Annotated in this window: 23 protein-coding genes; 7 read left to right on the top strand and 16 right to left on the bottom strand. The window is 67.6% G+C overall.

The annotated features are described in order from the left end of the window. Positions 1-230: 230 nt before the first annotated feature. Entirely contained in the window at positions 231-1,223 is a 993-nt protein-coding gene (gene trhO / locus D4765_RS14275) for an oxygen-dependent tRNA uridine(34) hydroxylase TrhO (RefSeq protein ID WP_136642969.1), read from the top strand. On the opposite strand, the gene D4765_RS14270 is transcribed toward trhO, so the two are convergent. Then, positions 1,140-2,600 (bottom strand): LssY C-terminal domain-containing protein, encoded by a 1,461-nt coding sequence (locus D4765_RS14270; protein WP_136642968.1) that lies wholly within the window; start codon positions 2,598-2,600, stop codon positions 1,140-1,142. The genes trhO and D4765_RS14270 overlap by 84 nt on opposite strands. A gap of 176 nt (positions 2,601-2,776) precedes the next feature. On the opposite strand from D4765_RS14270, the gene D4765_RS14265 reads away from it, so the two are divergent. From D4765_RS14265 to D4765_RS14255, 3 genes are read left to right on the top strand one after another with little or no spacing between them, the layout of a single operon-like run. After that, positions 2,777-3,691 (top strand): ABC transporter ATP-binding protein, encoded by a 915-nt coding sequence (locus tag D4765_RS14265; RefSeq protein ID WP_136642967.1) that lies wholly within the window; start codon positions 2,777-2,779, stop codon positions 3,689-3,691. Continuing rightward, complete coding sequence (locus D4765_RS14260; protein ID WP_237280453.1) at positions 3,688-4,506, top strand: ABC transporter permease; 819 nt, start codon at positions 3,688-3,690, stop codon at positions 4,504-4,506. The genes D4765_RS14265 and D4765_RS14260 overlap by 4 nt, the downstream gene beginning before the upstream one ends. A gap of 26 nt (positions 4,507-4,532) precedes the next feature. Continuing rightward, entirely contained in the window at positions 4,533-5,603 is a 1,071-nt protein-coding gene (locus tag D4765_RS14255) for an MDR family oxidoreductase (protein ID WP_136642966.1), read from the top strand. Positions 5,604-5,649: 46 nt separating this feature from the next. On the opposite strand, the gene D4765_RS14250 is transcribed toward D4765_RS14255, so the two are convergent. The 12 genes from D4765_RS14250 to hemE all read right to left on the bottom strand — a co-directional run bounded on the left by D4765_RS14250 (position 5,650) and on the right by hemE (position 16,428). Continuing rightward, the gene (locus tag D4765_RS14250; RefSeq protein WP_136642965.1) at positions 5,650-6,036 is read right to left on the bottom strand and encodes a hypothetical protein; all 387 of its coding nucleotides are present in this window, start codon (positions 6,034-6,036) and stop codon (positions 5,650-5,652) included. A gap of 4 nt (positions 6,037-6,040) precedes the next feature. Continuing rightward, complete coding sequence (gene hemL / locus D4765_RS14245) at positions 6,041-7,429, bottom strand: glutamate-1-semialdehyde 2,1-aminomutase (RefSeq protein WP_136642964.1); 1,389 nt, start codon at positions 7,427-7,429, stop codon at positions 6,041-6,043. 54 nt (positions 7,430-7,483) lie between these two features. Further along, positions 7,484-8,455 (bottom strand): porphobilinogen synthase, encoded by a 972-nt coding sequence (gene hemB / locus D4765_RS14240; protein ID WP_136642963.1) that lies wholly within the window; start codon positions 8,453-8,455, stop codon positions 7,484-7,486. Positions 8,456-8,545: 90 nt separating this feature from the next. Further along, the gene (locus tag D4765_RS14235) at positions 8,546-9,337 is read right to left on the bottom strand and encodes a uroporphyrinogen-III synthase (RefSeq protein WP_136642962.1); all 792 of its coding nucleotides are present in this window, start codon (positions 9,335-9,337) and stop codon (positions 8,546-8,548) included. Beyond that, positions 9,334-10,302, bottom strand: a complete 969-nt coding sequence (hemC, locus tag D4765_RS14230) for a hydroxymethylbilane synthase (protein ID WP_136642961.1) — start codon at positions 10,300-10,302, stop codon at positions 9,334-9,336. The genes D4765_RS14235 and hemC overlap by 4 nt, the downstream gene beginning before the upstream one ends. 97 nt (positions 10,303-10,399) lie before the next feature. Then, positions 10,400-11,611, bottom strand: coding sequence for a ferrochelatase (locus D4765_RS14225; RefSeq protein ID WP_136642960.1), 1,212 nt, complete (start codon positions 11,609-11,611; stop codon positions 10,400-10,402). Continuing rightward, complete coding sequence (gene hemQ / locus D4765_RS14220) at positions 11,608-12,426, bottom strand: hydrogen peroxide-dependent heme synthase (RefSeq protein ID WP_237280452.1); 819 nt, start codon at positions 12,424-12,426, stop codon at positions 11,608-11,610. The genes D4765_RS14225 and hemQ overlap by 4 nt, the downstream gene beginning before the upstream one ends. Before the next feature lie 50 nt (positions 12,427-12,476). Then, a complete protein-coding gene (locus D4765_RS14215; RefSeq protein ID WP_136642959.1) occupies positions 12,477-12,830 on the bottom strand; it encodes a DUF3618 domain-containing protein in 354 nt (117 codons plus the stop codon). Further along, entirely contained in the window at positions 12,823-13,314 is a 492-nt protein-coding gene (locus tag D4765_RS14210; protein WP_237280451.1) for a phage holin family protein, read from the bottom strand. The genes D4765_RS14215 and D4765_RS14210 overlap by 8 nt, the downstream gene beginning before the upstream one ends. Before the next feature lie 17 nt (positions 13,315-13,331). Continuing rightward, positions 13,332-13,655: a hypothetical protein gene (locus D4765_RS19755; protein WP_237280450.1), complete on the bottom strand. Its 324-nt coding sequence runs from the start codon at positions 13,653-13,655 to the stop codon at positions 13,332-13,334. Positions 13,656-13,703: 48 nt separating this feature from the next. Continuing rightward, on the bottom strand, positions 13,704-15,263 hold the full coding sequence (locus D4765_RS14200; RefSeq protein ID WP_237280449.1) for a protoporphyrinogen/coproporphyrinogen oxidase: 1,560 nt from the start codon (positions 15,261-15,263) through the stop codon (positions 13,704-13,706). Between the two features lie 22 nt (positions 15,264-15,285). Then, positions 15,286-16,428, bottom strand: coding sequence for a uroporphyrinogen decarboxylase (gene hemE / locus D4765_RS14195; protein ID WP_237280448.1), 1,143 nt, complete (start codon positions 16,426-16,428; stop codon positions 15,286-15,288). A gap of 94 nt (positions 16,429-16,522) precedes the next feature. On the opposite strand from hemE, the gene D4765_RS14190 reads away from it, so the two are divergent. After that, positions 16,523-17,932 carry a glutamyl-tRNA reductase gene (locus D4765_RS14190; RefSeq protein ID WP_136642957.1) on the top strand — a complete coding sequence of 470 codons (1,410 nt, stop codon included), beginning with the start codon at positions 16,523-16,525 and terminating at the stop codon, positions 17,930-17,932. A gap of 11 nt (positions 17,933-17,943) precedes the next feature. Continuing rightward, entirely contained in the window at positions 17,944-18,975 is a 1,032-nt protein-coding gene (locus D4765_RS14185; RefSeq protein WP_136642956.1) for a GNAT family N-acetyltransferase, read from the top strand. Between the two features lie 74 nt (positions 18,976-19,049). Here the strand turns inward: D4765_RS14185 and D4765_RS14180 are convergent, their stop codons facing one another. Together D4765_RS14180 and D4765_RS14175 are read right to left on the bottom strand one after the other, a co-directional pair. Then, positions 19,050-19,949: a serine hydrolase gene (locus D4765_RS14180; protein ID WP_136642955.1), complete on the bottom strand. Its 900-nt coding sequence runs from the start codon at positions 19,947-19,949 to the stop codon at positions 19,050-19,052. A gap of 28 nt (positions 19,950-19,977) precedes the next feature. Further along, positions 19,978-21,990, bottom strand: coding sequence for a M13 family metallopeptidase (locus D4765_RS14175; protein WP_136642954.1), 2,013 nt, complete (start codon positions 21,988-21,990; stop codon positions 19,978-19,980). A gap of 88 nt (positions 21,991-22,078) precedes the next feature. On the opposite strand from D4765_RS14175, the gene D4765_RS14170 reads away from it, so the two are divergent. Beyond that, positions 22,079-23,530 (top strand): MATE family efflux transporter, encoded by a 1,452-nt coding sequence (locus D4765_RS14170; protein WP_136642953.1) that lies wholly within the window; start codon positions 22,079-22,081, stop codon positions 23,528-23,530. Between the two features lie 38 nt (positions 23,531-23,568). Here D4765_RS14170 and D4765_RS14165 read toward each other — a convergent pair whose 3' ends face one another. After that, positions 23,569-24,372, bottom strand: coding sequence for an MBL fold metallo-hydrolase (locus D4765_RS14165; protein ID WP_136642952.1), 804 nt, complete (start codon positions 24,370-24,372; stop codon positions 23,569-23,571). Between the last annotated feature and the right edge of the window lie 149 nt (positions 24,373-24,521).

Here is a 24,521-nt window from a genome sequence, read left to right as displayed (position 1 = left end):
TCGATAACGGGGCACTGCTCTGCCACTTCCACCACACACATGTGCATTCTTCTGAGTGGAAACTCGCCATGCAGAACGGCGTCCCCGTGCTGATCCCACCGAAAAGCATCGACTGGGAACAAACCCCACGACCCTGCAGTCAAATCAGATCCAGACGACGCGGACCCTTGCCCACGGCACCGCTACCACCATGGGTAAGACAGCCGCTTTACCGCGACTAAAATCGTGGGGTGGCCGTTTCGAAGATCATTCTGTATTACGTTTTTGCGCCACTAGCCGACCCCGATGCCCTGCGGTTATGGCAGCGCGACCTGTGCGAGAGTTTGGGGCTTCGCGGGCGCATCCTGCTGTCGCAGCACGGCATCAACGGCACTCTCGGCGGCGAACTCGATGCAGTGAAGAAGTACCTTCGCAAGACCCGCGACTACCCAGCGTTCAAGAACCTTGACGTGAAGTGGAGCGAAGGCACCCCCCTCGACCCTGCTACCGCGACCACTCAAGCACCGCACGGCTTCTCCCCCGATTTCCCCCGCCTGAGCGTAAAGGTGCGCGACGAGATCGTCAGTTTCGGCGCTCCCGGCGAGCTGGTCGTGGACGATCAGGGTGTCGTGGGCGGCGGCACCAAACTCTCACCCCATGAACTGCACACCCTGGTCGAGGCGCAGAAGCTCGAAGGCGACGATGTCGTGTTCTTCGACGGGCGCAACGGTTTCGAGGCCGAAATCGGTCGCTTCGACGGGGCAGTCGTTCCCGATGTCGCCACCACCCGCGATTTCGTTGCCGAACTCGACAGTGGCAAGTACGACCACCTGAAGTCGAAGCCCGTCGTCACCTACTGCACCGGCGGCATCAGGTGCGAGGTGCTCTCGTCACTGATGGTGTCGCGAGGGTTCGAGAACGTCTTTCAACTCGACGGTGGCATCGCCCGCTACGGCGAGACGTTCGGCGACAGCGGGCTCTGGCAGGGCTCGCTGTATGTGTTCGACAACCGACTGTCGCTCGAATTCACGTCTGACGCGAAAACGATTGGTGCGTGTTACCGCTGTGGTGCATCCACCAGCGAAATGCAGAATTGCCACGACCTCGCCTGCCGCGAACAGCTGGTCATCTGCCCAGCCTGCGCGGCCGAGGCTGTGCCGTCATGCAGCCTGCACCCGACGAGCGAGCGCACGCCGAGCACGCCGGCGATCGCGGCGCTCCCGCACGAAGACGCGCGCATCTGAGCTCGAGAGCGCGAACAGCACGAGAATGTCGAAGCTGAGGTTCACCAGACCCGTGGCGAGCGTGACGCCGATGCCCGTGGTGATGAAGTCGGCAGCAACAAGAGCGACAGCCACCAGGCTCAGCGTCATGGCAACGAACCGCGCCCAGTTGAACCCCCAGAACATCAGCTGCGCCAGAAGCAGGTAGCCGAGGAAGGCGGAGGCGGCTGCGCCGACGACGATCCACAGCACGATGTTCGCGAGCTGGTCGCTCGTGATGTCACTACCCGACGGGAGATCGATGCGAATCGTCGCCACTGAGTCGGCCCACGTCGTGATCAGCGAAATGACCGACCCCAGACCGATCACACCGCGGGCGATCATCAGCAGGTAGCTGAGGTAGATGGAGATGGGCCGCTTCACCCGGTTCGATGCCGCGGTGTTTCGAGCATTCTGCACCACGGCCTGGCCGAGCAGCGAGGCATCAGCCGGCAGCACAGCATCGTCAACCTCGGCGGCCCCGGCAGCGCCCTCGGGCGACACGTCGAGTGCGGTCAGCGTGATCACGGGCAGATCGCCGTCTGTGGTGATGGCATCTCCACCGCCGTTGACTGCGTGGTACCCGGTCGAGAAGTTGCGAATCACGCTCACCGACGCGGCGGGGTTGGCCTGCTCGATGGAGTTCACGATGTGGTCGCGCTCTTTGTCGGTCTCGCGTTCGATGCGATGGGTCACCTGCAGAGTGAAGAGCGAGAGACCCACGTTGCGGTCGTACGTTCCCGCGGCCATCCATTCGGCCGAATGCCCGCCGGGAAGCAGCCAGCCCTCTGGCGTCTTCCAGAAGCGCACGTGGTGACGTTTTGCAGGGTTGCCCGCCACCTCCTGCTGGTACGTGAAGTCTTGAATGGTGCCGAACAAGTAGAGCGGGCTGACCGGCGCATCAGAGTAGCTGCGGCGAAAGAGCGTCGACGTCACGATGCGCAGAGAACTGCGAAAACCCACCTCGTCGGCCCGGTGCCAGCCTGCCGCGAGCATCGCCGTGTGCAGCTGCGCCTCAGCGCCGAACAGCGCCAGGTTCACCGGGTCACCCAGCAGCCCCTCGTGCGTGCGGGCGCGGCCGATGAAGTAGTCGGGCACATAGATGAGAGTCAGCATGCTGTGGATGCGCGGCAGCAGCAGATACGCCAGCAACACCCAGAACACCAGTAGAAACCACACATACTGCAGCCCTCGGCTGAACGATTCAGTGAAGACGAGGTAGGCGAGCCAGGCCGCCGCCACAGCCCCCAGAAAGAAGTACAGGTTGTCGAGAAGCCGCGGCAGAGACACCCGCCGCCGACCCGGAGAGAGCGGGCTACGGGGTGCGATGCCGATCTTTTCGAGCACACTGCCTGCCATGCTTCAACCGTATGGCAAACACGCCGCGAAAACACCGGGCGGACACCCTCGGCTGAGGCCAGGCAGCCGCGCCCTCACGACCGTGCGCCGAGGAGCCCCCACCCCCTAAGGTGGAGGCACCCACCCGCACGCGATGTGTTCGCAGTTTCACCCTGTCGTGCACCGAGAGGAACCTGATGCCCGCCGGCGTCACCATCGAATTCACCCACTTGACGAAGCGCTTCGGCTCGGGTTCCGGCTCCGTCGACGCCGTGTCAGACCTGTCGTTCACCGTCGAACCAGGGCAGATCACCGGTTTTCTGGGCCCCAACGGCGCCGGCAAGACCACAACCCTGCGCATGCTGCTCGGGCTCGTGGCGCCCACCTCGGGCACCGCCACCTTCGGCGGCGTCTCGTACCGCTCGCTCGCGCACCCGCTGAGCACGGTGGGTTCCGCGCTCGAGGCCGCAAGTTTTCACCCGGGCCGCACAGCCGCCGACCACCTGCGCGTCTACGCCCAGGCCGCTGGCCTACCCCGCCAGCGCGTGGGCGTCGTTCTCGAGCAGGTCGGGCTCGAACAGTACGGCTCGCGCCGCGTCGGGGGCTACTCCCTCGGCATGAGGCAACGACTCGGCCTCGCGAGCGCACTGCTGGGCGACCCGAGTGTGCTGGTGCTCGACGAGCCCATCAACGGGTTAGACCCGGAGGGCATCCGGTGGATCCGCCTGTTTCTTCGCCAGCTCGCCGCCGAAGGCCGCACCATTCTCGTGAGCTCACACCTTCTCTCAGAGGTGCAGCAGAGCGTCGACGAGGTCGTCATCATCGCGCACGGCACCCTCATCCACCGCGGCTCACTCGCCAGCCTCGACATGACCGAAACCCGGCAGGTGATTGTGGATGCCCCCGACCGCGTCGCCCTACAGCTGGCCCTCACCGCCGCCGGCTACCACTTCAGCAGCCTGCGAGGAGGCGTCATCGTAGAGAACGCTGATGCCGAGGCTGTCGGACGCACCGCCTTCGACGCCGGAGTCACCCTCAGCTCGCTCTCGCAGAAACGCACCGGCCTCGAAGACTCGTTTCTCGCGCTCGTCGGCGAAGAGGGAGCCCTGTGAGCGAGCAACCCGTGCGCCAGCTCGGCCACGCCATCCACGCCGAGTTCACCAAGATCACCACCACACGGCTCTGGTGGATGCTCGCCCTCATCATGATCGTCTATGTAGCCCTCGTCGCCGGCGGCCTCACCGCCATTCTGGCTTCAGTGGGCGGCAGCCGCGGCCCGCAGATCACCGATGCCCAGCGCGCACCGCTCATCTACAGCTTCGGTTCGTCGATCGGCTACGTGTTTCCCGTGCTGCTCGGCGCCCTTGTCACCACGTCAGAGTTTCGGCACAAAACCCTGACCCCCACTTTTCTGGCGATGCCCCGCCGCGGCCGCATCCTCGTCGCCAAGCTCGTTGCCCTCACCGTGTTCGGCGGGCTGTTCGGCGTTCTCGCAATGGCCTCCTCCATCGGCGCCGGTTCGGGTGTCATGGCCCTGTTCTCACAGGATGCCCGGCTCACCGACCCCGCCATCTGGGCGCTGGCCGGCCGAGCCGTTCTCGCCATGGCCCTCTGGTGCTCGGTCGGAGTCGGCCTCGGCGTACTCATTCCCAGCCAGGTGGCGGCCATCGTCATCGTGCTGGCGTTCACCCAGTTCGTCGAACCAATCCTGCGCTTCGCCTCGGGCCTCACCGACGTCACCGCCCAGATCGGGCAGTATCTCCCCGGGTCGGCCAGTGACGCCCTTGTCGGCTCCAGCTTCTACTCGCTCACAGCCCCGACCGTTGTGGGCCTCGACTGGTGGCAGGGTGCGCTCGTCTTGCTCGCCTACGCCGTCGTTGCGAGCTTTCTGGGCTTCTTCACAAGCTGGCGGCGCGACGTCACCTGAGCCCTTTCGCGGCGTAGGCTTTTGGCATGTTCAGAAGCATTGTGGTCACCGAAGACACGCCTGCAGAGCCGGGCACCGCCGAACTGCGAACCGTCGACGACGACTTTCTGCAACCCGGTGCCGTGACCATCGCCGTCGAGTATTCGAGCGTCAACTACAAAGACGGGCTGGCCCTCGCCGGGTCGCGCGGGGTCGTGCGCAGCTTTCCGCTCATCCCCGGCATCGACCTCGTGGGCACCGTCGTTTCGGTCGACGAGGGCGGCGCGGGCGATGCAGATGATGCTGGTGATGCAAGCGGCTCGGGTGGCGCGACCAGCCAGGCCAGTGCCCGGTTCGCACCCGGAGACCACGTCATCCTGAACGGCGATGGCATCGGCGAGAAGTTCTTCGGAGGCTTCTCTGAACGCGCGCGGGTGCGCCCGGATGCCCTCGTGAAGCTGCCCGCAGGGCTCACCGCCAAGCGGGCGGCCGCCATCGGCACCGCCGGCTTCACCGCGATGATCGGAGTGCTCGCACTCGAGAAGCTGGGCATCCAGCCGTCGTCGGGCGAGATTCTCGTCACCGGAGCCGCCGGCGGCGTGGGCTCGGTCGCCATCGCGCTGCTCGCCGGGCGCGGCTACAGCGTCACCGCCTCGACCGGGCGGGCAGACACCGAAGGCGACTACCTGCGGAGCCTCGGAGCCACCACCCTGCTCAACCGCTCAGAACTGGCCGACCCGGGCAAGCCGCTGCAGAAGCAGCGCTGGGCCGGCGCCATCGACTCGGTGGGCAGCACGACGCTTGCGAACATCGTCGCCCAGACGAACTACGGCGGCGCCGTCGTGAGCTGCGGGCTCGCCCAGGGCGCCGACCTGCCGCTCACCGTGATGCCGTTCATTCTGCGCGGGGTGACGCTCACGGGCGCGAACTCTGTCGAAGCACCCATTGCCCTTCGCGAAGAAGCCTGGGCCGCCCTCGCCGCCGAGCTCGACCCGGCCCTGCTCGACTCGATGACCAACACCATCGGCCTCACCGACGTGCTCGGCCCGGCCGGCGCGGGCTCTCGTATCCTCGCCGGCTCGGTTCGCGGTCGCACCGTCGTCGACGTGCGCGCCTGACCCGCGCACCCCGCCGGCAAAAAGGGGCGGCGGGTACCGGGTAGAGCTAGTCTGCGGCGATCGCGGTGGGGTCGGCGGCCTCGAGCGGCGGCAGGCGGAGGGCGCGCAGCAGCGTGAGCGAGTGCTTCGTCGTCACGATGATGCGCGAGAACTCCGAGTTCTCGAGGTCGATCACCACCGACGTACGCGTGCCTTTGATGAGCAGAAAGTCTTTGCCGTCGTGGTACTTCCACGACCCGATGGCGAGCGTCAGCGGCACGGCCGTTCCGGGAGCCCGGATGCCGCGCACCCACACCCACGGGTCGTCGGTGAGCACGGCGGCCCGGATGTTCTCGAGCGGCACCTCGATGTCGCTGCGCCTCAGCGCCATGATCTTCTCGGCTCGCGTCAACCTGATCTCGAGGCGATCGGGATGCACGAACAGAACTGACATGCCCCTAGTCTGCCGGTGAAACCGCGGCAGCGGCGCGAGCCGCGCCCGGAAGGGCCGACACGATGCGCTCGAGAGCCGCGTCGTCGTACGCCGCCGACACGAACCAGGCCTCGAACACCGACGGTGGCAGTGAGACACCGGCGTCGAGCATGTGGTGGAAGAACGGCGCGTACCGGAACGACTGCTGCTGCTGAACCTCGGCGTACGTTCGGGGGCCAGCGAAGGCGCGCCCGCTCGGCCACTCGCCGAACGCGAAGCTGAACAGGTTGCCGGCGCGCTGCACCGTGTGCGCAACGCCTTCGGCACTCAGCGCCTCTGAAACGGCGGCCGAGACGATGGATGCCGCACTGTCGAGCGTGGCGTACACCGAAGCATCGGCGAGCCTCAGTGTCGCAAGGCCCGCGGCCACAGCCACCGGGTTGCCGCTCAGTGTTCCCGCCTGGTAGACCGGGCCGAGAGGGGCCAGGTAGTCCATGATGTCTGCCCGCCCGCCGAGGGCCGCCAGGGGCATTCCGCCGCCGACGACCTTGCCGAAGGTGAAGAGGTCGGGCTGGTAGGCCAGGTCGGCACCGAGGTCACGGGCATCCGCGCTGCCTGTGACACTGCCCCCGCCCACCTCGAGCCCCCACCACCCGGCGGCGCTCACACGGAACCCCGTCAGCACCTCGTCGACGATCAGCAACGCACCGTTCTCGTGCGCGATACCGGCCAGCGCAGCATTGAACCCGGGGTCGGGCGCCACGACCCCCATGTTCGCGGCAGCGGCCTCGGTGATGAACGCGGCGATCTGACCGGGGTAGGCGGCGAACACCTCGCGCACGGCGTCGAGGTCGTTGTACGGCAGCACGAGTGTCTGCGCGGCGGTCGCCGCCGTCACCCCTGCCGAACCGGGCAGCGCCAGCGTCGCCAGACCCGAACCGGCCTCGGCCAGCAGCGAGTCGGAGTGCCCGTGGTAGTGCCCGGCGAACTTCACCAGCAGGTCACGCCCGGTGAACCCGCGGGCGAGACGGATGGCCGTCATGGTGGCCTCGGTTCCGGTGGAGACCAGCCGAACCTTCTCAACCGGTGAGAGCCCGCCCGCCGTGACGCGCAAACGAATGGCCTCGGCCAGTTCGGTCTCGCCAGGGGTGCTGGCCCCGAACGAGAGGCCCCTGGCCGCGGCATCCTGAACCGCCTGAATCACCTCGGGGTGCGCGTGCCCCAGAATGGCCGGCCCCCATGAGTTCACGAGGTCGACGTATTCGACCCCGTCGGCGTCGGTCACGTGCGCCCCCGACGCCTTCACCATGAACCGCGGAGTGCCGCCCACCGAGCGGAACGCCCGCACCGGCGAGTTCACGCCCCCCGGGATCGACAGGCTCGCGCGGGCGAACAGAACGTCAGACTCAGACACGGTGGTGGCCTCTCTCAAAACTGGGGCTGCCCGAAAACTAGGGCTGCTCGAAAACTACGGCTGCTCGCGCAGGGTTCGGGCGATCTCGGGCGCGTAGTACGTGAGCACGACGTCTGCTCCGGCGCGACGGATGCTCGTCACCGACTCGAAGATGGCTCGTTCACGATCGATCCAGCCGTTCGCTGCCGCGGCTTCGATCATCGCGTACTCGCCCGACACCTGGTAGGCCCACACCGGAACCGGCGACATGGCGGCCACGTCGGCCAGAACGTCGAGGTAACTCATGGCCGGCTTCACCATGACGATGTCGGCGCCCTGCTCGAGGTCGAGCATGGTCTCGTGCAGGCCCTCGCGGCGGTTGGCCGGGTCTTGCTGGTAGGTCTTGCGGTCGCCCCGCAGAGTCGACCCGACCGCCTCGCGGAACGGGCCGTAGAACGCTGAGGCGTACTTGGCCGAGTACGCGAGAATCGCCGTGTTCTCGAACCCCTGGGAATCGAGAGCATCGCGCACAGCGGCCACCTGGCCATCCATCATTCCCGAGAGCCCCAGCAGCTCTGAACCCGATTCGGCCTGGGCAATGGCCATGTCGCGGTAGCGCAGCAGGGTGGCGTCATTGTCGACCCGCCCGTCAGCGTCGAGAACACCGCAATGGCCGTGGTCGGTGAACTCGTCGAGGCACAGATCGGTCTGCACCACGAGCGCATCGCCCACCTCGGCGACCACCACACGCGTGGCCTGGTTCAGAATGCCGTCGTAGTCGGTGGCCCCCGAACCCACCGCGTCTTTGGCGTCGGGAACACCGAACAGCATCACGCCACCGAGCCCCAGGTCGGCGGCCTCGTTCACGGCCGCGCGCACGCTCTCAGTGGTGTGCTGCAGGATACCGGGCATCGAATTCAGCGGGCGCGGCTCGCTGCCCTCGCGCACGAACAGCGGCAGTACGAGGTCGGCCGGGTTCAGCCGGGTCTCGGCAACCAGTCGGCGCATGGCGGGAGTAGCGCGAAGGCGGCGCGGGCGAACGTTCATGCCTTAAACCCTACGCGTGTGCAAGGGCTGTAAGCACCTATTGGGGACGGGCAGAGTCGATCCATGCCCATCGCGTCACGGCCCGCGAGGCTACAGAGAGGCGCGAGCCGTTTCGACAAGGGCGTTGATGAGCGATACCGACGAGCGTTCGGCGGCGATCAGGTCGACGCGGAGGCCGTAGGAGCGGGCATCCTGCGCCGTCACCGGCCCAATGCACGCGACGATGGTCGACACCGGAACCGGCCCGAGCTGCAGCTCGACCTGCTCGGCAACGCTGCCGGAGGTCACGAGAATGGCGCGATAGAGGCCTGCCGCGATGTCGGCCTTGATGGTGGGGTCGACCGGCACTCCGATGGTGCGATAGGCGATGACCGATTCGACCGAATGGCCTCGCTTGATGAGGCCGTTACTGAGCACGGGCTTCGCGAGCGCGCTGCGCAGGGTGAGAATGCGAAGCGATGCCCCGGCTTCTTCGAACTGCTTCATCTCGCTCAGTAGCCCGGTGGCCGAGTTGTCTTCGAGCGGCACGAGGTCGACCTTGTACCCCGCCAGCGTGAGCGCAGCAGCGGTGGTCTCGCCGACTGCGGCAATACGAGTGGATGCCGGAACCGTCGCCTGATGCGCAGAAAGCACGTCGACCGTGGTGGCGCTCGTCACGGTCAACCAGTCGAAGGCCCCCGTGGCGAGTCGTTCGAGAGCGTTCTCGAGCGCAGCAGAGTCTTCGGTGGGCGCGAAGTTGATGAGCGGGGCGACCGTGGGCGCAGCACCCATGGCGCGAAGGTCGGAGGCGACGCCGTGGCCCCAGGGCCCGCCGCGCGGAACGAGCACGCGCCAACCGGCGAGCGGCTTCGTGGTGGTGGGGCCCGTTGTGCTGTCGCTCACGAGGCCGCTCCCAACTCGGCGAGCTCGCCAGCGCCGTCGCTCAGAAGCTGCAGGGCGATGTCTGTTCCGAGGCCCACCGCGAGGGCGTCTGCCTCGGCACCGGACTCTGCGGCGGCACCGGAGACAAAGAAACCGGCCGGGAGCTTCACCGAATTCGTGCTGCCGAGTTCGCTCGACCCGTCTGTGCTGTACACCACGGCGGTGAGGGTCAGCGTGTCGCCGTCGATGGCAGCCGAGGCGCCGATGGGTGCCGTACACCCTGCCTCGAGAGCCGCAAGCACCGCACGTTCGGCGGCGATCGAAATACGAGTGGCGGGATGCTGGATGAGTGCCAGTTCGGGAATGCTGTCCTCCTCGCGCGCTTCGATGGCCAGTGCACCCTGGCCGGGAGCGGTCGGCCACAGTGCGAGATCGAAGAATTCGGAGACAGCATCGAGCCTGCCCAGCCTGGTCAGCCCCGCGGCAGCAAGCACCACAGCGTCTAATTCCCCGCTCGACACCTTTGCCAGCCTGGTGTCGACATTACCTCTAATGTCGACAACAGTGGCATCTGGCCTCAGACTCAGCAGCTGGGCGACGCGTCGGGGCGACCCCGTGCCTATCGTGGCGCCTTCCGGCAACTCGGCGAGCGTCAGGCCATCCCGCGTGATGAGGGCGTCGCGCGGGTCTTCGCGGCCCGGAACCGCACCGAGCACGAGGCCCGGGTACGCCGCCGTGGGCAGGTCTTTGAGCGAGTGAACGACGAGATCGCACTCACCCGCGACGAGTGCCGCCCGCAGCGCACTCGCGAACACGCCGGTGCCACCGATGCTCGACAGAGACGCCCGCGAAGTGTCACCTTCGGTCGTCACGACCGTGATGACCACGTTCACACCGGTCAAACGGGTCAACTCAGCGGCGATCATGCCCGTCTGGGCGAGCGCCAGAGCGCTTCCGCGCGTGGCGATGGTGAGAGTGCGAGGCATCAGTGAGAAACGATTCGGTTAGTGTCGGTGCGATGTGGGCCCGTTCTGGGGGCCCGTTCAGTGAGCTGAATGTCTGAATCAGCCAGGTGAACGCGATCTACGGTGCCAGACCAGCCAAAGCCGGCTTGAAGCCGAGGCGAACGTTCTCGCAGCAGCCCGAACGACACACGTCGTACCACGGCCCCAGCTCGGTCAGCGAAGGGCGTTCGGCAGTCGGTGTTCCATTCACGCGTTCGAGCACCAAGTCAATCAGCCCCTCGACGTACTTTTTGTGCACCCCGGGGGTAGGAACACGAACACTGTACAAATCGTTATCTGCAGCCGTCACGGTGGCCTCGTTGTCGAGATCCCACTTCACCTCCATGTGGTCGCTCACAAATCCGAGCGGAACGATCACGACCGCACGAATGCCGCGTGCGGGCAGTTCGCCAATCGCGTCGTTGATGTCGGGCTCGAGCCACGGCTGCGTGGGCGGGCCACTTCGTGACTGAAAGACGAGCTGCCACTGGGGCATGGATGTACGACCCACCCCGACCGCGGCCATCACGACCTCGGCCACCGCCCGGTGTTGCGCTTCGTACGCGCCGCCCGCCCCGAAACCGCGCTCGGGCGGACCAGACCTGTCGGCGTCACTCGAGGGAATCGAGTGCGTGGTGAACAGAACCTCGACCTCGGTGGCGAGGTCGATACCGGGCCGCGCCTGTTGCACCTGGGCCAGGCCGTCGGCGAGCCCGTCGATGAAGGGCGCGACAAAACCGGGGTGGTCGAAGAACTGACGCACCTTGTCGATCTGGATGACGCCGTTCAGGCCGGTCTCGTCGAGCGCCTTCGCGTAGTCTTCGCGGTACTGGCGGCAGCTCGAGTACGAGCTGTAGGCGCTCGTACCGATGGCGATGAGCTTCGTGTAGCCGGCCTCGTTCGCCTCGACGAGCGCGTCGCGCAGGTACGGGTCCCAGTTGCGGTTGCCCCAGAGCACGGGCAGATCGATGCCGCGGGCGGCGAGTTCGTGTTCGAGGGCCGCCTTCAACTCACGGTTCTGCTCGTTGATCGGGCTGATTCCGCCGAACGCACGGTAGTGGTGGGCAACCTCTTCGAGGCGCTCTTCGGGGATCCCGCGGCCGCGGGTGACGTTCTTCAGAAAGGGAATCACGTCGTCTTGGCCTTCGGGTCCACCGAAGGAGGCGAGCAGAATCGCGTCGTACGCCACGGCGACCGTGACGTGCTCAGGGCCTTGCGCGGCGGCGGGTGTCGCGCTGCGTACGAGGTCGGGCGCGACGTCTGTTGATGCGGGGGTTGATGCATCGGTCACAGGAGTACCTCCACGATGTCGGTGGTGGGAATGCGGCGGCCCGTGAAGAACGGCACCTCTTCGCGAACGTGGCGACGGGCATCCGTCTGCCGGAGGTCACGCATCATGTCGACGAGGTTCAGCAGGTTCTCGTCTTCGAGCGCAAGGATCCACTCGTAGTCGCCGAGGGCGAAGCTCGCAACGGTGTTCGCCAGCGTCGTGCGAAAGGCGGCGCCCTTCATGCCGTGGTCGCGGAGCATCGCGCTCCGCTCGGCGTCGGGCAGCAGGTACCACTCGTACGAACGCACGAACGGGTAGACGGTCACCCAGGTCTGCGGCGGTTTGCCCAGCATGAACGAGGGCATGTGGCGCTTGTTGAACTCCGCGTCGCGGTGCACACCGAGCGCGTTCCACACCGGCGCGAGCGTGCGGAGCAACGTCGTGCGGCGCAGCTGGCGAAGGGCCCACTGAAGGGTCTCGGGGGTGTCGCCGTGAATCCACACCATGAGGTCGGCGTCAGCACGCAGGCCCGATACGTCGTACCAGCCGCGCAGGGTCACGTCGCGCTGTTCGATGCGTGCGACGGCCGCGTCGAGTTCGGCCACAGCCGCCGCAGCGGCACTGCCGGCCGCAGCGGCACTGCCGGCCGTAGCGTCACTGTCAGCCACAGCGTCACTGTCAGCCACAGCGTCACTATCAGCCAGGCCGAGCGGCGCATGCCGGTCGCGGGCGAAAACCGCCCATAGGGCGTACCCCGTAACCATTTCTCCGGCCGGCTCACTGGTCGAAGCGATGGTCGAATTGGGCATGGCCCGATCGGATGTCGGGTTTGTCATTGTCTTCTTTCTCGGCCGGCGACCCAGGGTCGGCGCCGGCAATTGGCCACTCAGCGCCGGGTAAGAGCGCGAACACCCAGCCAGATGCCGGTGCCCACCACAGCCGCGGCACCGGCAGCGCCGGCCACCAGAACTGCGGGGTTCTCCTCGCGGAGTGTCTTGATCTTCGCCTTCACGCGCCGGGCAGCCATTGTGGCCTGCTTCGGAACGTTCAGCTTGTACTCGATGGCGTCAAGAGTCTCAGCGAGGTCTTGGCGGTTCTTCACGACGTCTTTCTGAATCTGCTCGTGACTGCGTGTGTCGGTGGGCTTGTCAGGTTTCGCCGGCTGGTTCTTCTTCAGCCCTGCCGCTGCGGCCTTCGATGCCGCACCGAGCGGTGCGCTCGCGTGTGAGATGTCACTCATGTTTGGCACCCAGTTCTTTCGTGTCGCCGGGAGCTTTCGTGTCGCCGGGAGCTTTCGTGTCGCCGGGAGCTTTCGTCTCGCCCAGCCCCTTGACCGCGTTGACGTCTTTCTTCAGGCTCGTGATCGACTCTTCGGGCACCGGCGGAATGCCCTTCTTGATCGACGACACCCCGACAAGAGCGAGGATGATCGCGATCACCAGTAGCCCGGCCGCCACGATGAGGGCCGACAGCCACGCCGGCAGCGCGGTGGCGATGCCGAGAATAGCGGCGGCCACCAGCACGGCGAACACGAAGAACAGCAGAAAGAGTGCTGCCGCAATGAGTCCGGCACCGATTCCCAGCTTCGAGAGCCGCTTGACGACCTCGGACTTCAGCAGTGTGAGCTCGTCTTTGACGAGGGTGGTGACGAGGCTCGGCAGGGCCGAAACAAGTTCAGCCAGTGACTGTTTCTGCTTCGGGTTGGGGGTCGGGATACTGGTCACGAAACGTTCCTCCCCGCTCAGGCCGCGGGCGGCGTGAGCGGCGGTTTCGTTGCAGACGCTGGTGCCGTCTGACGGTACTCAGAGACCCCGGTGCCGCTCGAACGGTCGAGGTGCAACAGCGAACCGAGCAGTTTTCTGATCTGCTTGGCCAGCCCGCCCGACGCAGCGTCGATGCGCTGGTTGGCAAAACCCTTCAGGGACGAGACCCCGGCCTGCACCGGCTGCGACGACCACACCTTGTCTGCACCCGCCTTGATCTGCTCGTAGCGTTTACGGCCGGCTCTGGAGCCGAGTACGTAGCCTGCACCGATGCCGACCACGAAAAGCAGCTTTCCGCGCATGATTACTCCGATCAGTCGTGAGTTGCTTATCTGAAATAAATCGTAGACCTATGACCTGTGCAGACGTGCAGCGAGCTCAGAGGCCTTGACTCTGCTTCCGTCAATGACGTACGCGAGGCCCGTGCCCGAAATCCACGCGCCGACGACCTCGAGTCCCGGATGCTCGTGTATTGCCTCGACCAATTCATCGACCCGAGCACGGTGGCCTCCCGTCGCGAAGGCCAGCGAGTCACGCCACTCGGTGAGGGCGAACCCCTGCACCATCGTTTCGTCGAGCGGAGTGTCGAGCAGGGTGCTGGCGTCGGCCAACGCCTGTGCCTGCGTCACCGCGCTCGGTGCCTGGCCCTCCCCGCCACGACCGTACGACAGCCGCACCACGTGACGGCCGGGCCCGGCGTCGCGGGCGAGCCACGGCCACTTCGCGGTGGCGTGCGTGAGTGCCTTTGCGCCCACCGAGGTCACGTCTTCTGCCACCAGCACGCCACTGCCGCGCGGAGCCGCGTCGAGCGCGGGCGCGTCGAGCACCAGCGTGGCCAGCGTCACGGCACTCGAGCCGGGCCATTCGCTCGAGCGCGTGAGCGCGGCGAGGTCGCTCGGTTCGCTGAGATCGCCGAGGCCGCTTGAGGCCGCAGGTCCAGCGAGGTCGCTGGGGGCTGCGTCAGCGGGTGGCAGAGACGCCAACAGGGCGAGGGCGGCGCGAAAACCCGCGGCGACAACGACCCCGTGCGAGCCGAGAACTGCGCCGTCGCCGAGCACGGTCATCCACTCGGCCTGGCCGGGCGTGTTGTTCGGCACCCGGCGGATGCCCGCGACAACACTGCCGAGGCGCACGTCGACCCCGAGGCGCGCACAGTCGGCCACGAGGGCGTCGACGAGACGGTACATTCCGCCGTCGATTCCGCCGACCGCCGAGCCTGCTCTCGCGCCAGCCACCCCGTTTGCCGCACTGGCCCCCGTGATGTCGGGTCGCGCGCCCTGCGCCGCCGCACCGCGCCGCGCGATGAGCGACATCACGGCGCCCGAGAGCGACCCCTGCGTCGTCATGGCGGCGGTGAGCCCCGGGGCGACGGCGTGAACATCCACAAGGTCAGGATGGGCCGAGTGCACGCCAGAGACGATGGGCGCCACAAGACGGTCGAGCACCTTCTGGCCCATGCGGCGACGCACGATGTCGCCGAGATCAGTCTCGCGGCGCACCCGAACGAGCGGCATGTACCGGTCGAGTTGGGCGCGAATGGCGCCCGACCAGCCGATGATGCGGCGCACGTCGTCGGCCAGCGGCACTCCGGGAATACCCAGCAGCGTGTTCTTGGGCAGGGGCGCCGCGAACCCGTCGAGCTGAACCCACGCGCCCGCCGGATTGGGCGACACGATGGCGTCGGCAAGCCCGATTTCGGCGAGAAAGCGGGCCACGGTTCCGCCACGGGTGGCGTAGCTCTCTGCTCCGCTGTCGAGCCGGATGCCCGCCACCGTGTGCGTCGCAACACACCCGCCGGCTTCGTCGGCCGCGTCGAGCAGCGTCACCCCGAAGCCCTTTCGTGCGAGCTCGCGGGCAGCGACCAGGCCGCCGACCCCGGCGCCGATGACGACGATGCTCTTCAGTGCCACTCCGTGCTCCGGATTCTCTGAACTACGCCGCAGGTGCGGCAGCATTGTCGTGCACGAACTTCACCAGCCGGGTGATGACGGCCGGGTCGGCATCCGGTGGCACCCCGTGCCCCAGGTTCAGCACGTGCGACGGAGCCGCCGTGCCTCGCTCGAGCACGTCGAGAATGTGGGCTTCGAGCACGGGCCACGGTGCGGCCAGAAGCGCGGGGTCGAGGTTTCCCTGCAGCGGAACCCCGCCGCCGAGACGGCGAGAGGCTTCGTCGAGCGGAATCCGGTAGTCGACCCCGACGACATCGGCGCCCACATCGTGCATGGCCTTCAGCAGTTCGCCCGTGCCAACGCCGAAGTGCACGATCGGCACCGTGCGAACGGCTGCGTCTGTTGCCCCTGAAATCGAATACGTCAGCCCGTGCACCCGCGCCAGCGCCAGCTTCGAGGCCGGAGCCACCTTCTCCACGTAGTCCTTCAGGCTCAGCGCGCCCGCCCACGAGTCGAACAGCTGGGCGGCACTCGCCCCGGCCACGATCTGCGCGCGCAGGAACGCCCCGGTGACGGTGGAGGTCCACTGCATCAGCGCCTGCCACGTCTCGGGGTCGGAGTGCATCATGGTTCGCGCGGCGATGTGGTCTTTCGACGGTCCGCCCTCGACCATGTACGCGGCGAGGGTGAAGGGGGCGCCGGCGAACCCGATGAGCGGGGTGTCGCCGAGCGCGGCGACGGTGAGGGCGACCGCGTCGGAGATGGGCGCCAGGGCCGACTCGTCGAGCACCGGGAGAGCCGCGACATCCTGAGCCGTACGAACCGCCGAGCCGAGCACGGGCCCCTTGCCCGCAACGATCGACACGTCGACGCCTGCGAGCTTCATGGGCACCACGATGTCGCTGAAGAAGATGGCCGCGTCGACGCCGTGCCGGCGCCAGGGCTGCAAGGTGATCTCACTGGCCATGGCGGGGTCGAGGCACGCGTCGAGCATGTCGGTGCCAATTCGCAGCGCCCGGTACTCGGGAAGGGAGCGGCCGGCTTGGCGCATCAACCACACGGGCGTGACGTCGCCGCGCACCCCCTGGTACGTGGTGACGAGAGGTGACGCTGAGGTTCGGCCGGTCTGCAACGGATGCCCGGCGGGAAGCTCGGCGACATCGCTGGTGTTCACGTTGAAAGTCACGTGCTCCAGTGTCTCAAACTTTGCTGCACAGGCTGTCTACTACAGCTGGTAGAAAAAGGTCGGTACTCGCAGCAAAGTCGCCTACGATGGGTTGGTGTTGATCTGCCTGACTGCCAGTCATCGAAACGCGAGCTTCGACCTCCTCGAGAAGCTCTCTGTTGGCGCACCGTCGGTGGCCCCGCAGCTCGTCGCGAACAGCGATTTCATCCAGGGTGCTGTCGTTCTGGCGACCTGCAACCGCTTCGAGGCCTACCTCGACGTCGACGAACCCCTCACCGCCGGCTGTGCACTCGCCGCCCGTGAGGTCATCGACGCCGTGAGCGCCGCCTCGTTCGTCGACTCAGCCGACGTGATCGACGCCATCACCGTTCTGTCGGGCGACACTGTCGCCGAGCACCTGTTCTCGGTGTCGAGTGGGCTCGAATCCGTTGTCATCGGCGAAGAGGAGATCGGCGGGCAGGTGAAACGCGCCCTGCAGACGGCGCGAATCGAAGGCACCACGTCGTCGGCTCTCGAACGACTGTTTCAGCGGGCATCCCACACCTCACGCGACGTGAAGACGAAAACCGGTGTCGGCGGAGCGGGTCGCTCGCTCGTTCGCCTCGCCCTCGAACTGGCCGAGAGCCGCGTCACCGACTGGGCCGCCACTCGCGTTCTGCTCATCGGCACGGGCAAGTACGCTCGCGTGAGCCTCGCCGCCCTGCACGAACGCGGCGTCACCAACGTCACCGTGTACTCGCCGTCGAGCCGCATCGCGCCCTTCGCCGAGCGTCTGTCTGTTCCGCAGGTGTTCACGCCCGGCCTCGACGCCGTGCTCGCCCAGAGTGACGTGGTGGTGGCTGCGAGCCAGTCGCCGACCTACGTGCTCTCTGCCGCGCACTTCACGGCGGCAGCGGCCCGGCCGAATGCGCTCGAGCGTCGCCTGGTGATCGACCTCGGCCTGCCGCGCAATATCGACCCGGCCGCCCAGCATCTGCCCGGCGTCGAGCTGCTCGACCTCGAGACCATCAGCTTGCACGCCCCCATCGACGAGTTCAAGGCCACCACGAGCGCTCGGGCCATGGTCGACGAGGCTGCGGCGGAGTTCACCGCCGCCCGCGTCGAATCAGAGGTCACGCCGGCCGTGGTGGCGCTGCGCGGGCACTTCTTCGACGTGCTCGACGCCGAGATCGCCCGGGCCCGCGCCCGCGCGGGTGACGACGCGGCGGCCAGCGAGACCGAGGCTGCGCTTCGTCACCTCGTCGGCGTGCTGCTGCACACGCCCTCTGTTCGGGCCCGCGAACTCGCCCGGGCCGGCGAGAGCGAGTCGTTCGTGTCGGCGCTCGACGCGCTGTTCGGCGTGCAGCCGGCGGCGGCAGCGCAGGTCACGCCTCTTCCGACGATCGTGCCTGTGTTGCCAGCCGCGTCGGCTCTGCCCGCCGGGCCTGGGGCCGGGCTCGGCAGAACAGGCACCGCCGCACGCGATGACAACCCGCCGCGCACCGGCACAGCCGCCGCATCCTGACCCGCCGGCCCGTGGTCAGTTTCACCGAACCGCTGCACACCGAGCGCCTGGTGCTGCGGCTGCTCGCCGAGAGCGACCTCACTGACATCCACGCCTACCAGCGCCTGCCCGAGGTCACCCGGTTCATGCTCTGGAACGTTCGCACCCTCGACGAGTCGCGCGAGCACCTCACCCGGCGCCTCACGATGACCCGCCTCGAGAACGACGGCGATGTGCTCGTCGTCGCGGTCGAGCTTCCCGGCACGGGTGGTTCGCCGGCACGGCTCATCGGCGAGATCACGGTGTTTCTCCGCAGCACCGCCTCCCGACAGGCCGAGATCGGCTGGGCCTTCCACCCCGACTTTCAGGGGCAGGGCTATGCCACTGAGGCGGCCGGCCGGATGCTCGACTACGCCTTCACCGAACTGAACGCGCACCGCGTGCACGCCACCCTCGACCCTCGCAATAGCTCGTCATCGGCCCTCGCCGAACGGCTCGGTTTGGTGCTCGAGGCCCATTTTCGCGAAGACACATTCTTCAAGGGCGCCTGGGGCGACACCGCTGTCTACGCGATTCTGCGGTCGGCGTGGGCTCAGCCCGGAGCTGACCAGGCCGGCGTAACCGCGATGGCTTCGGCTGGGTTGCTTGCCCGGCCCGGGGCCGGGCTCCCGACCATCCGCGTGGCTGCCGTCGTGCTGCTGCGCGAGCGGCGGGTGCTCATGGTCACCGCACGCGGGCGCGACGTGCTGTACCTGCCGGGCGGCAAGATCGATGCGGGAGAGACAGCCGCAGAGGCCGTGGCCAGGGAGAGCCGCGAAGAGATTGCGGTCGAGCTCGAGCAGCAGAGCATCCGGGAGCTGTTCACGGTGACAGTGCAGGCGCATGGCGAGCCCGACGGGCGACTGGTTGCGATGACGCTGTTCGCCGCCACGACCGCTGACGAGCCAGTGGCGTCAGCCGAGGTCGACTCGGTGCACTGGGTCACGTCGGCCGATGCGGGGCGGTGCCCGCCGGCCGGGGTCGAGACGCTCGAACGGCTGGTGGCCCTCGGCCTCATCGACTGAGGCGCACGCGGTGCCATCCTGACGATCACCGTGTGATCGTCAGCGAGAGTTGCGGATGGGGGGGCTCGGGCGGCTCAGTGCACGTACTCGAGAATGTCAGTGCCGAGCGTTCGCATGCCGTCGAGCACGGCGAGGCGCCCGTTCAGGTCGGCGTCGTTGAAGCGCATCGTGACGGCGTACGCCACGCCGGCGCGGGGGCCGCGCAGCACGCCGGCCTCCGTTCGGATGCCTTTGCCTGTGCCCGTCTTGTTCACCAGCAGCAACCCGTGGTCGGAGTGGGTGTGCGACAGCGGATCGAGCCCGAACGCGCTGGCCACCATCGAGAGGTCGGCGCCGAGGCCGAGCCACGAAAGCACCTGTTGGCTCGTGGCGACATCGACCACGGTGCCCTCGGCCAGGTTGCGAAAAAGCGTGCTGAGTTCGCGCGCCGAACCGACGGAGAGGTGCGGGGCGTCGTCGGGGCCCCGATGGTCGCGCACTTTGTCGAGCAGGAACGTGCGGCTGAGACCCAGCGACTCCCCGCGCTCACGCACCTTGTCGAGACCGATGTGCCGCAGCAGAACGTTGGTGGCGAGGTTGTCGCTGGAGGATGCGATGAGAACGGCCAGGTCGGCCACCGGCAGCATCGGCACCTGCAGATGCTGCCACAGCCCGGTGTCGGCCGCCGAGTCGACAACCGTGCGGTCGAGCAGGCCGTGCGCCGAGGTCTCGCGCTGCGTGAGCCTGGCGGCCACCTCGATCAGAAGCAGAACCTTGCCGAGGCTCGCGGTGGGCACCGACAAGTGGTCGTCGATCGAGAAGAGCACCTTCTCGCTCTCGACGTCGAGCGCCGAGGCGGTGATCTGCACGCCGGAGAGAGCGAGGTTCGTCAGCGAGACGAACCCGCGCCGAAAAGTGTCGGTGTCGTGCGCGGCCGCGCTCGACCGACGCCCGCTCGGCAACTCCGAACCGGCCCTCCGTCGATCTCTGCGCATCACTCCGTCACCTACCTCAGCGCTTCTCTCACCAAATGGTCACACGGTCTTCGGGGGCGAGCCACAGGGCGTCGCTCTCGCTGACATCGAACGCCTCGTAGAACTCTGCGATGTTGCGCACGATCTGGTTGCAGCGAAACTCGTTCGGCGAGTGCGGGTCGATCGCCAGCAGGCGAATCACTTCTTCGTCACGCGACTTCTGCTGCCACGCCTGCGCCCACGACAGGAAGAACCGCTGGGCGCCGGTGAGCCCGTCGATCACGGGCGGTTCTTCGCCGCCCAGTGAAATCAGGTACGCCTTCCACGCTATGCCCAACCCGCCCAGATCGCCAATGTTCTCACCGATGGTGAGGGCGCCGTTCACGTGCTGGCCGGGCACCTGCAGGGGGGCGAGCGCGTTGTACTGCTCGATGAGCGAGGCGGTCAGCTTCTCGAACGCTTCGCGGTCGGCGGATGTCCACCAGTCGGTGAGCTTGCCGTCGCCATCGAAGCGCGAACCCTGGTCGTCGAACCCATGGCCGATCTCGTGGCCGATGACCGCACCGATTGCGCCGTAGTTCGCCGCGCCATCCCGTGCCTCGTCGAAGAACGGATACTGCAGAATGGCCGCGGGAAACACGATCTCGTTGAACCCGGGGTTGTAGTACGCGTTAATCGTCTGCGGGGTCATGAACCACTCGCCACGGTCGAGCGGCTTGCCCACCTTGCCGAGCTCACGCTGAAACTCGAACTCGTTGGTCGCCCGCACGTTGTCGAACAGGCTCGAGGCGTCGAGCTGTAGGGCGGAGTAGTCGCGCCAGGTGTCGGGAAAACCGATCTTCGGAGTGAACTTGCCGAGCTTCTCGAGGGCACGCGTGCGGGTCTCGGGGGTCATCCAGGCCAGGTCGGTGATCGACTGCCGGTAGGCCTCGATGAGGTTCTCGACGAGCACATCCATCGCCTGCTTCGCCGTGCCGCCGAAGTGGCGTTCGACGTAGATGCGGCCGACAGCCTCGCCCATCGAGCCCTCGACGAGTGAGACGCCGCGCTTCCACCGGTCGCGCATCGAGGGGGTGCCGGTGAGGGTGCGCCCGTAGAAGTCGAAGTTGGCCTCGACGAAGTCGGCGGGGAGCAGGGCGGCCGCGCCGTGGATGATCTTCCACGCCAGCCAGTCTTTCCACTGCTCGAGACGGTCGGCCGTGATCAGCGACGAGAGACCTTCGAGAAAGCTGGGTTCACGCACGACGAGTTCGTCGAAGACGCCGGCGGGGGCATCCAGAGCATCACGCCACAGAGTGAGGGTGCCGGCCGGCGAACCCTCGGCCGCGGAGCCCGCGAACAGTGCCAGCAGGTCGGCCCAGCTGAGCAGGTTGTACGTGGCTTGGGCGTCGCGGGTGCGCACGTTGTCCCAGTGGTGGCTCGCAAGGGCGGTCTCGAGATCGAACACGCGTTGGGCCCGCTCGGGAGGGCTGCCCGCATCGGCCGCAGTGGCCCGGTCGACCGCGCTGCCCGTGTCGGCGAGCTCGAACATGCGCTGGATGTGCGCCACATACGCCTCTCGCACGCTCTCGAACTTCTCTTCGCGGTAGTAGCTCTCGTTCGGCAGCGACAGGCCGCCCTGGTTCACGAAGACGAGGTAGCGCTCGGGGTTGCCCGGGTCGTTGTCGACAAAGGTCTGAAAGAAGCCGCTGACGCCCTGGCGCTCGAGCCGGCCCACCGTGCGCACGAGGTCTTCGACCGACGAAACGTTGCTCACGAGGGCCAGCTGGGCGTCGATGGGCGAAGTGCCGAGCTCTTCGATGCGGGCTTCGTCCATGAAGCTCGTGTAGAGGTCGCCGAACTTGCGCTCCTCGCTGCCCTCGACTGCGCCCTGCGCCTCGACGATGATCTGCTGCACGGCCTTCTCAGCCTCTTCGGCGAGCTCGTAGAACGACCCGAAACGGGCCTTGTCTTCGGGAATCTCGGTGCGCGCGATCCACTTGCCGTTGACGTGCCGAAACAGGTCGTCTTGGGCCCGAGTGGCAGGGTCGAGTTCTGTGGTTTTGATACCCGATTCGTTCATGCCTTCAGCATAAAGGAGCACTCCAGCGGTTCGGCTGTGAGCCGCAGGCCGGTGCAGAACGGGCGCATCAGCCCGCTACCGTGAAGGGATGCCCACCCCGAGCCTCAGCCGAGACATCCTGCGCCTCGCGGTGCCGGCGCTCGGCGCGCTCGTGGCAGAGCCTCTGTTTCTGCTCACCGACACCGCCCTCGTCGGCCACCTCGGCGAGGTGCCCCTGGCCGCACTCGGAATCGCGAGCGCCCTCATCCAGACCGTCATCGGCCTGCTCGTCTTTCTCGCCTACGCCACTACGCCCGCCGTCGCACGCCTGCTCGGCGCGGGTGATCGCCCCGGTGCACTGCGGGCCGGCATCGACGGGCTCTGGCTCGCCCTGCTGCTCGGCGCCGTCGTCGTACTGCTCGGCCTCGCCTTCTCAGCGAACGCGGTCGGGCTCTTCACATCAGACCCCGCGGTCGCGACCGACGCCACCACCTACCTCACCGTGTCGCTCGCCGGCCTGCCCGCCATGCTGGTGGTCATCGCCGCAACCGGGGTGCTGCGTGGCCTGCAGAACACCCGCACCCCGCTGGTCGTCGCCGTCTGCGGGTTCGCCGCGAACGCGGGGCTCAACGCCCTGTTCATCTACCGCGGGTCGTGGGGCCCCGGCTGGCCCGAGCTGGGGTTCGGCTGGGGCATCGCCGGGTCGGCCGCCGGAACCGTTGTGGCGCAATGGGCGATGGCACTCATCTACCTGCTCATCGTCGTGCGCGCGGCCCGGGCAAGTGGGGCGAGCCTTCGGCCGGGGCTCTCCGGTGTGGGGTCGGCGGCGGCATCCGGAGGCTGGCTGTTCGTGCGCACGGCCAGCCTGAGGGCGGCGATGCTCGCCACGGTAGCGGTCGCGGCCACGTTCGGGGTGGCTGAGCTGGGAGCGTTCCAGATCGCGCTGACGCTGTTCGCGACCCTTGCCTTCGTTCTGGATGCCCTGGCCATCGCCGCGCAAGCCCTCGTCGGTCACGGGCTGGGCTCCGGCGACGTTCAACGGGTGCGGTTTCTGCTGCGGCGACTCATCGTCTGGTCGCTCGGTGTCGGCACGGTGCTCGGAGCGGCCGTCGCCCTCCTCGCCCCCGTACTCGGGCCGGTGTTCTCGGCGAGCCCCGAAGTTCAGCACGGGGTGACCGTCACCGCGCTGGCGATGGCGGCGGGCATCCCGCTGGCCGGCTTCGTGTTCGTGCTCGACGGCGTACTCATCGGCGCCGGCGACGCGCGGTACCTCGCGCTCTCGGGCCTGGTCAACCTCGCCCTCTACGCGCCGTTGCTGCTGCTCGTGCTGTGGTTGCACCCCGCTGCCGCGGCCGACGGCGGCTTGACCGCGTCGGACCCCGTCGCTCACGCTGCTGGAGCCGTCACCACCCCAACTGGCGGTCTGGCCGATTCGCACGCCCTCGTCTGGCTCTGGGCGGCCTTCGGCTACGGCTACATCGGCGCTCGCGCCCTCACCCTCGGCCTTCGCGCCCGCACCCCGCACTGGATGCGCCTCGGCCCCACCCCGACCCCCGCATGACCCGCCTGCGCGGCAGAGGCGGGCGACACGCGGAGAGCTCAGACGGTGAAGGTCTGGCCCGGCAGGGCCAGCGCGACGGCTCCGGCGAAGGTGGTGGCGGCGCGACTGCGCGCGGCGGCGGGGGTCAGGCCCAGCGCGAGGTGCGTGAGCAGCAGAGTCGACACCCCGGCAGACGTGGCGGCCCGGCCGGCGTCTTCGGGGGTGAGGTGAACGTACTCCTCGCCCCGGGCCGGAGCCACGTCGTACCCGGCCTCAGCGAGCAGCGTCGACGACTCCTCGGCCATCTCCACGAGCGACGTGCACGGGCCGGTGTCGCCGGAGTAGGTGAAACTTCCGTCATCCGGCACCACCTCGGCCCCCGCACTGCCCCGCTCGACACCGAGCCCACCCACGTCGGTGACGGTCAGCGCGAACGCCGGCACGCCGTGCGACACCGGCCCCCACGCCAGCGCCAGTTCGCCCACGAGCGCCTCGCCCCAGCCGTGCATCTCGGTGAACTCGAAGACCTCATGGAGCCCCTCGGCCGCATCGCCGCCGAGGTAGGTGGCGAGCCGCTCGTCGAGCCCCTCCGGGCCTATCAGCCGGATGCGCCGCGCCGCGCCCACTTTTGTGGCCCGCAACGCGTAGTACGCCACCAGCAGGTCGGCCGAGTGATCGGCGTGCCGGTGCGAAACCCAGATGGCGTCGAGCGAATCGAGGGTGGTGTGACGCTGCAGTTCGGCGAGGGTGCCGGTGCCGGCATCCACCAACACCTGCGTCTCACCCGAGGCCAGCAGGTACCCCGAGCACGCATTGCCGGGAACAGGGAAGGGCTGGGCCGTGCCGAGAATGGTGAGCTGCATACAGCCCACCGTACGGGCAAGACCTCGCACCGTGCGGGCACCACCTCGCCGCACGGTGGCACGAGGCGCAAGGCCGCGACCGAACCCAAACGTAAGGCGCACCCGCGCGTATACCTCGCGCAAACATATTTGGGCCCTAGCAGAACTCA

Origin of the sequence: Subtercola vilae (assembly GCF_004923255.1) — a bacterium.
In the GTDB taxonomy this organism is placed as follows: Bacteria; Actinomycetota; Actinomycetes; order Actinomycetales; family Microbacteriaceae; genus Subtercola; species Subtercola vilae.
The sequence above is the reverse complement of the archived record's forward strand: the minus strand, read 5'-3'. Positions and strand labels throughout refer to the sequence as shown.

Excerpts from the sequence above, each read along its gene's own strand:
- D4765_RS14215 (WP_136642959.1), bottom strand. The coding sequence starts at position 12,830 with ATGAGTGACATCTCACACGCGAGCGCACCGCTCGGTGCGGCATCGAAG.
- hemB (WP_136642963.1), bottom strand. The coding sequence starts at position 8,455 with ATGAACGTTCGCCCGCGCCGCCTTCGCGCTACTCCCGCCATGCGCCGA.
- hemQ (WP_237280452.1), bottom strand. The coding sequence starts at position 12,426 with ATGACAAACCCGACATCCGATCGGGCCATGCCCAATTCGACCATCGCT.
- D4765_RS19755 (WP_237280450.1), bottom strand. The coding sequence starts at position 13,655 with ATGCGCGGAAAGCTGCTTTTCGTGGTCGGCATCGGTGCAGGCTACGTA.
- D4765_RS14270 (WP_136642968.1), bottom strand. The coding sequence starts at position 2,600 with ATGGCAGGCAGTGTGCTCGAAAAGATCGGCATCGCACCCCGTAGCCCG.
- D4765_RS14175 (WP_136642954.1), bottom strand. The coding sequence starts at position 21,990 with ATGAACGAATCGGGTATCAAAACCACAGAACTCGACCCTGCCACTCGG.
- D4765_RS14265 (WP_136642967.1), top strand. The coding sequence starts at position 2,777 with ATGCCCGCCGGCGTCACCATCGAATTCACCCACTTGACGAAGCGCTTC.
- D4765_RS14170 (WP_136642953.1), top strand. The coding sequence starts at position 22,079 with ATGCCCACCCCGAGCCTCAGCCGAGACATCCTGCGCCTCGCGGTGCCG.
- D4765_RS14180 (WP_136642955.1), bottom strand. The coding sequence starts at position 19,949 with ATGCGCAGAGATCGACGGAGGGCCGGTTCGGAGTTGCCGAGCGGGCGT.
- D4765_RS14165 (WP_136642952.1), bottom strand. The coding sequence starts at position 24,372 with ATGCAGCTCACCATTCTCGGCACGGCCCAGCCCTTCCCTGTTCCCGGC.
- D4765_RS14255 (WP_136642966.1), top strand. The coding sequence starts at position 4,533 with ATGTTCAGAAGCATTGTGGTCACCGAAGACACGCCTGCAGAGCCGGGC.
- hemC (WP_136642961.1), bottom strand. The coding sequence starts at position 10,302 with ATGCCTCGCACTCTCACCATCGCCACGCGCGGAAGCGCTCTGGCGCTC.
- D4765_RS14250 (WP_136642965.1), bottom strand. The coding sequence starts at position 6,036 with ATGTCAGTTCTGTTCGTGCATCCCGATCGCCTCGAGATCAGGTTGACG.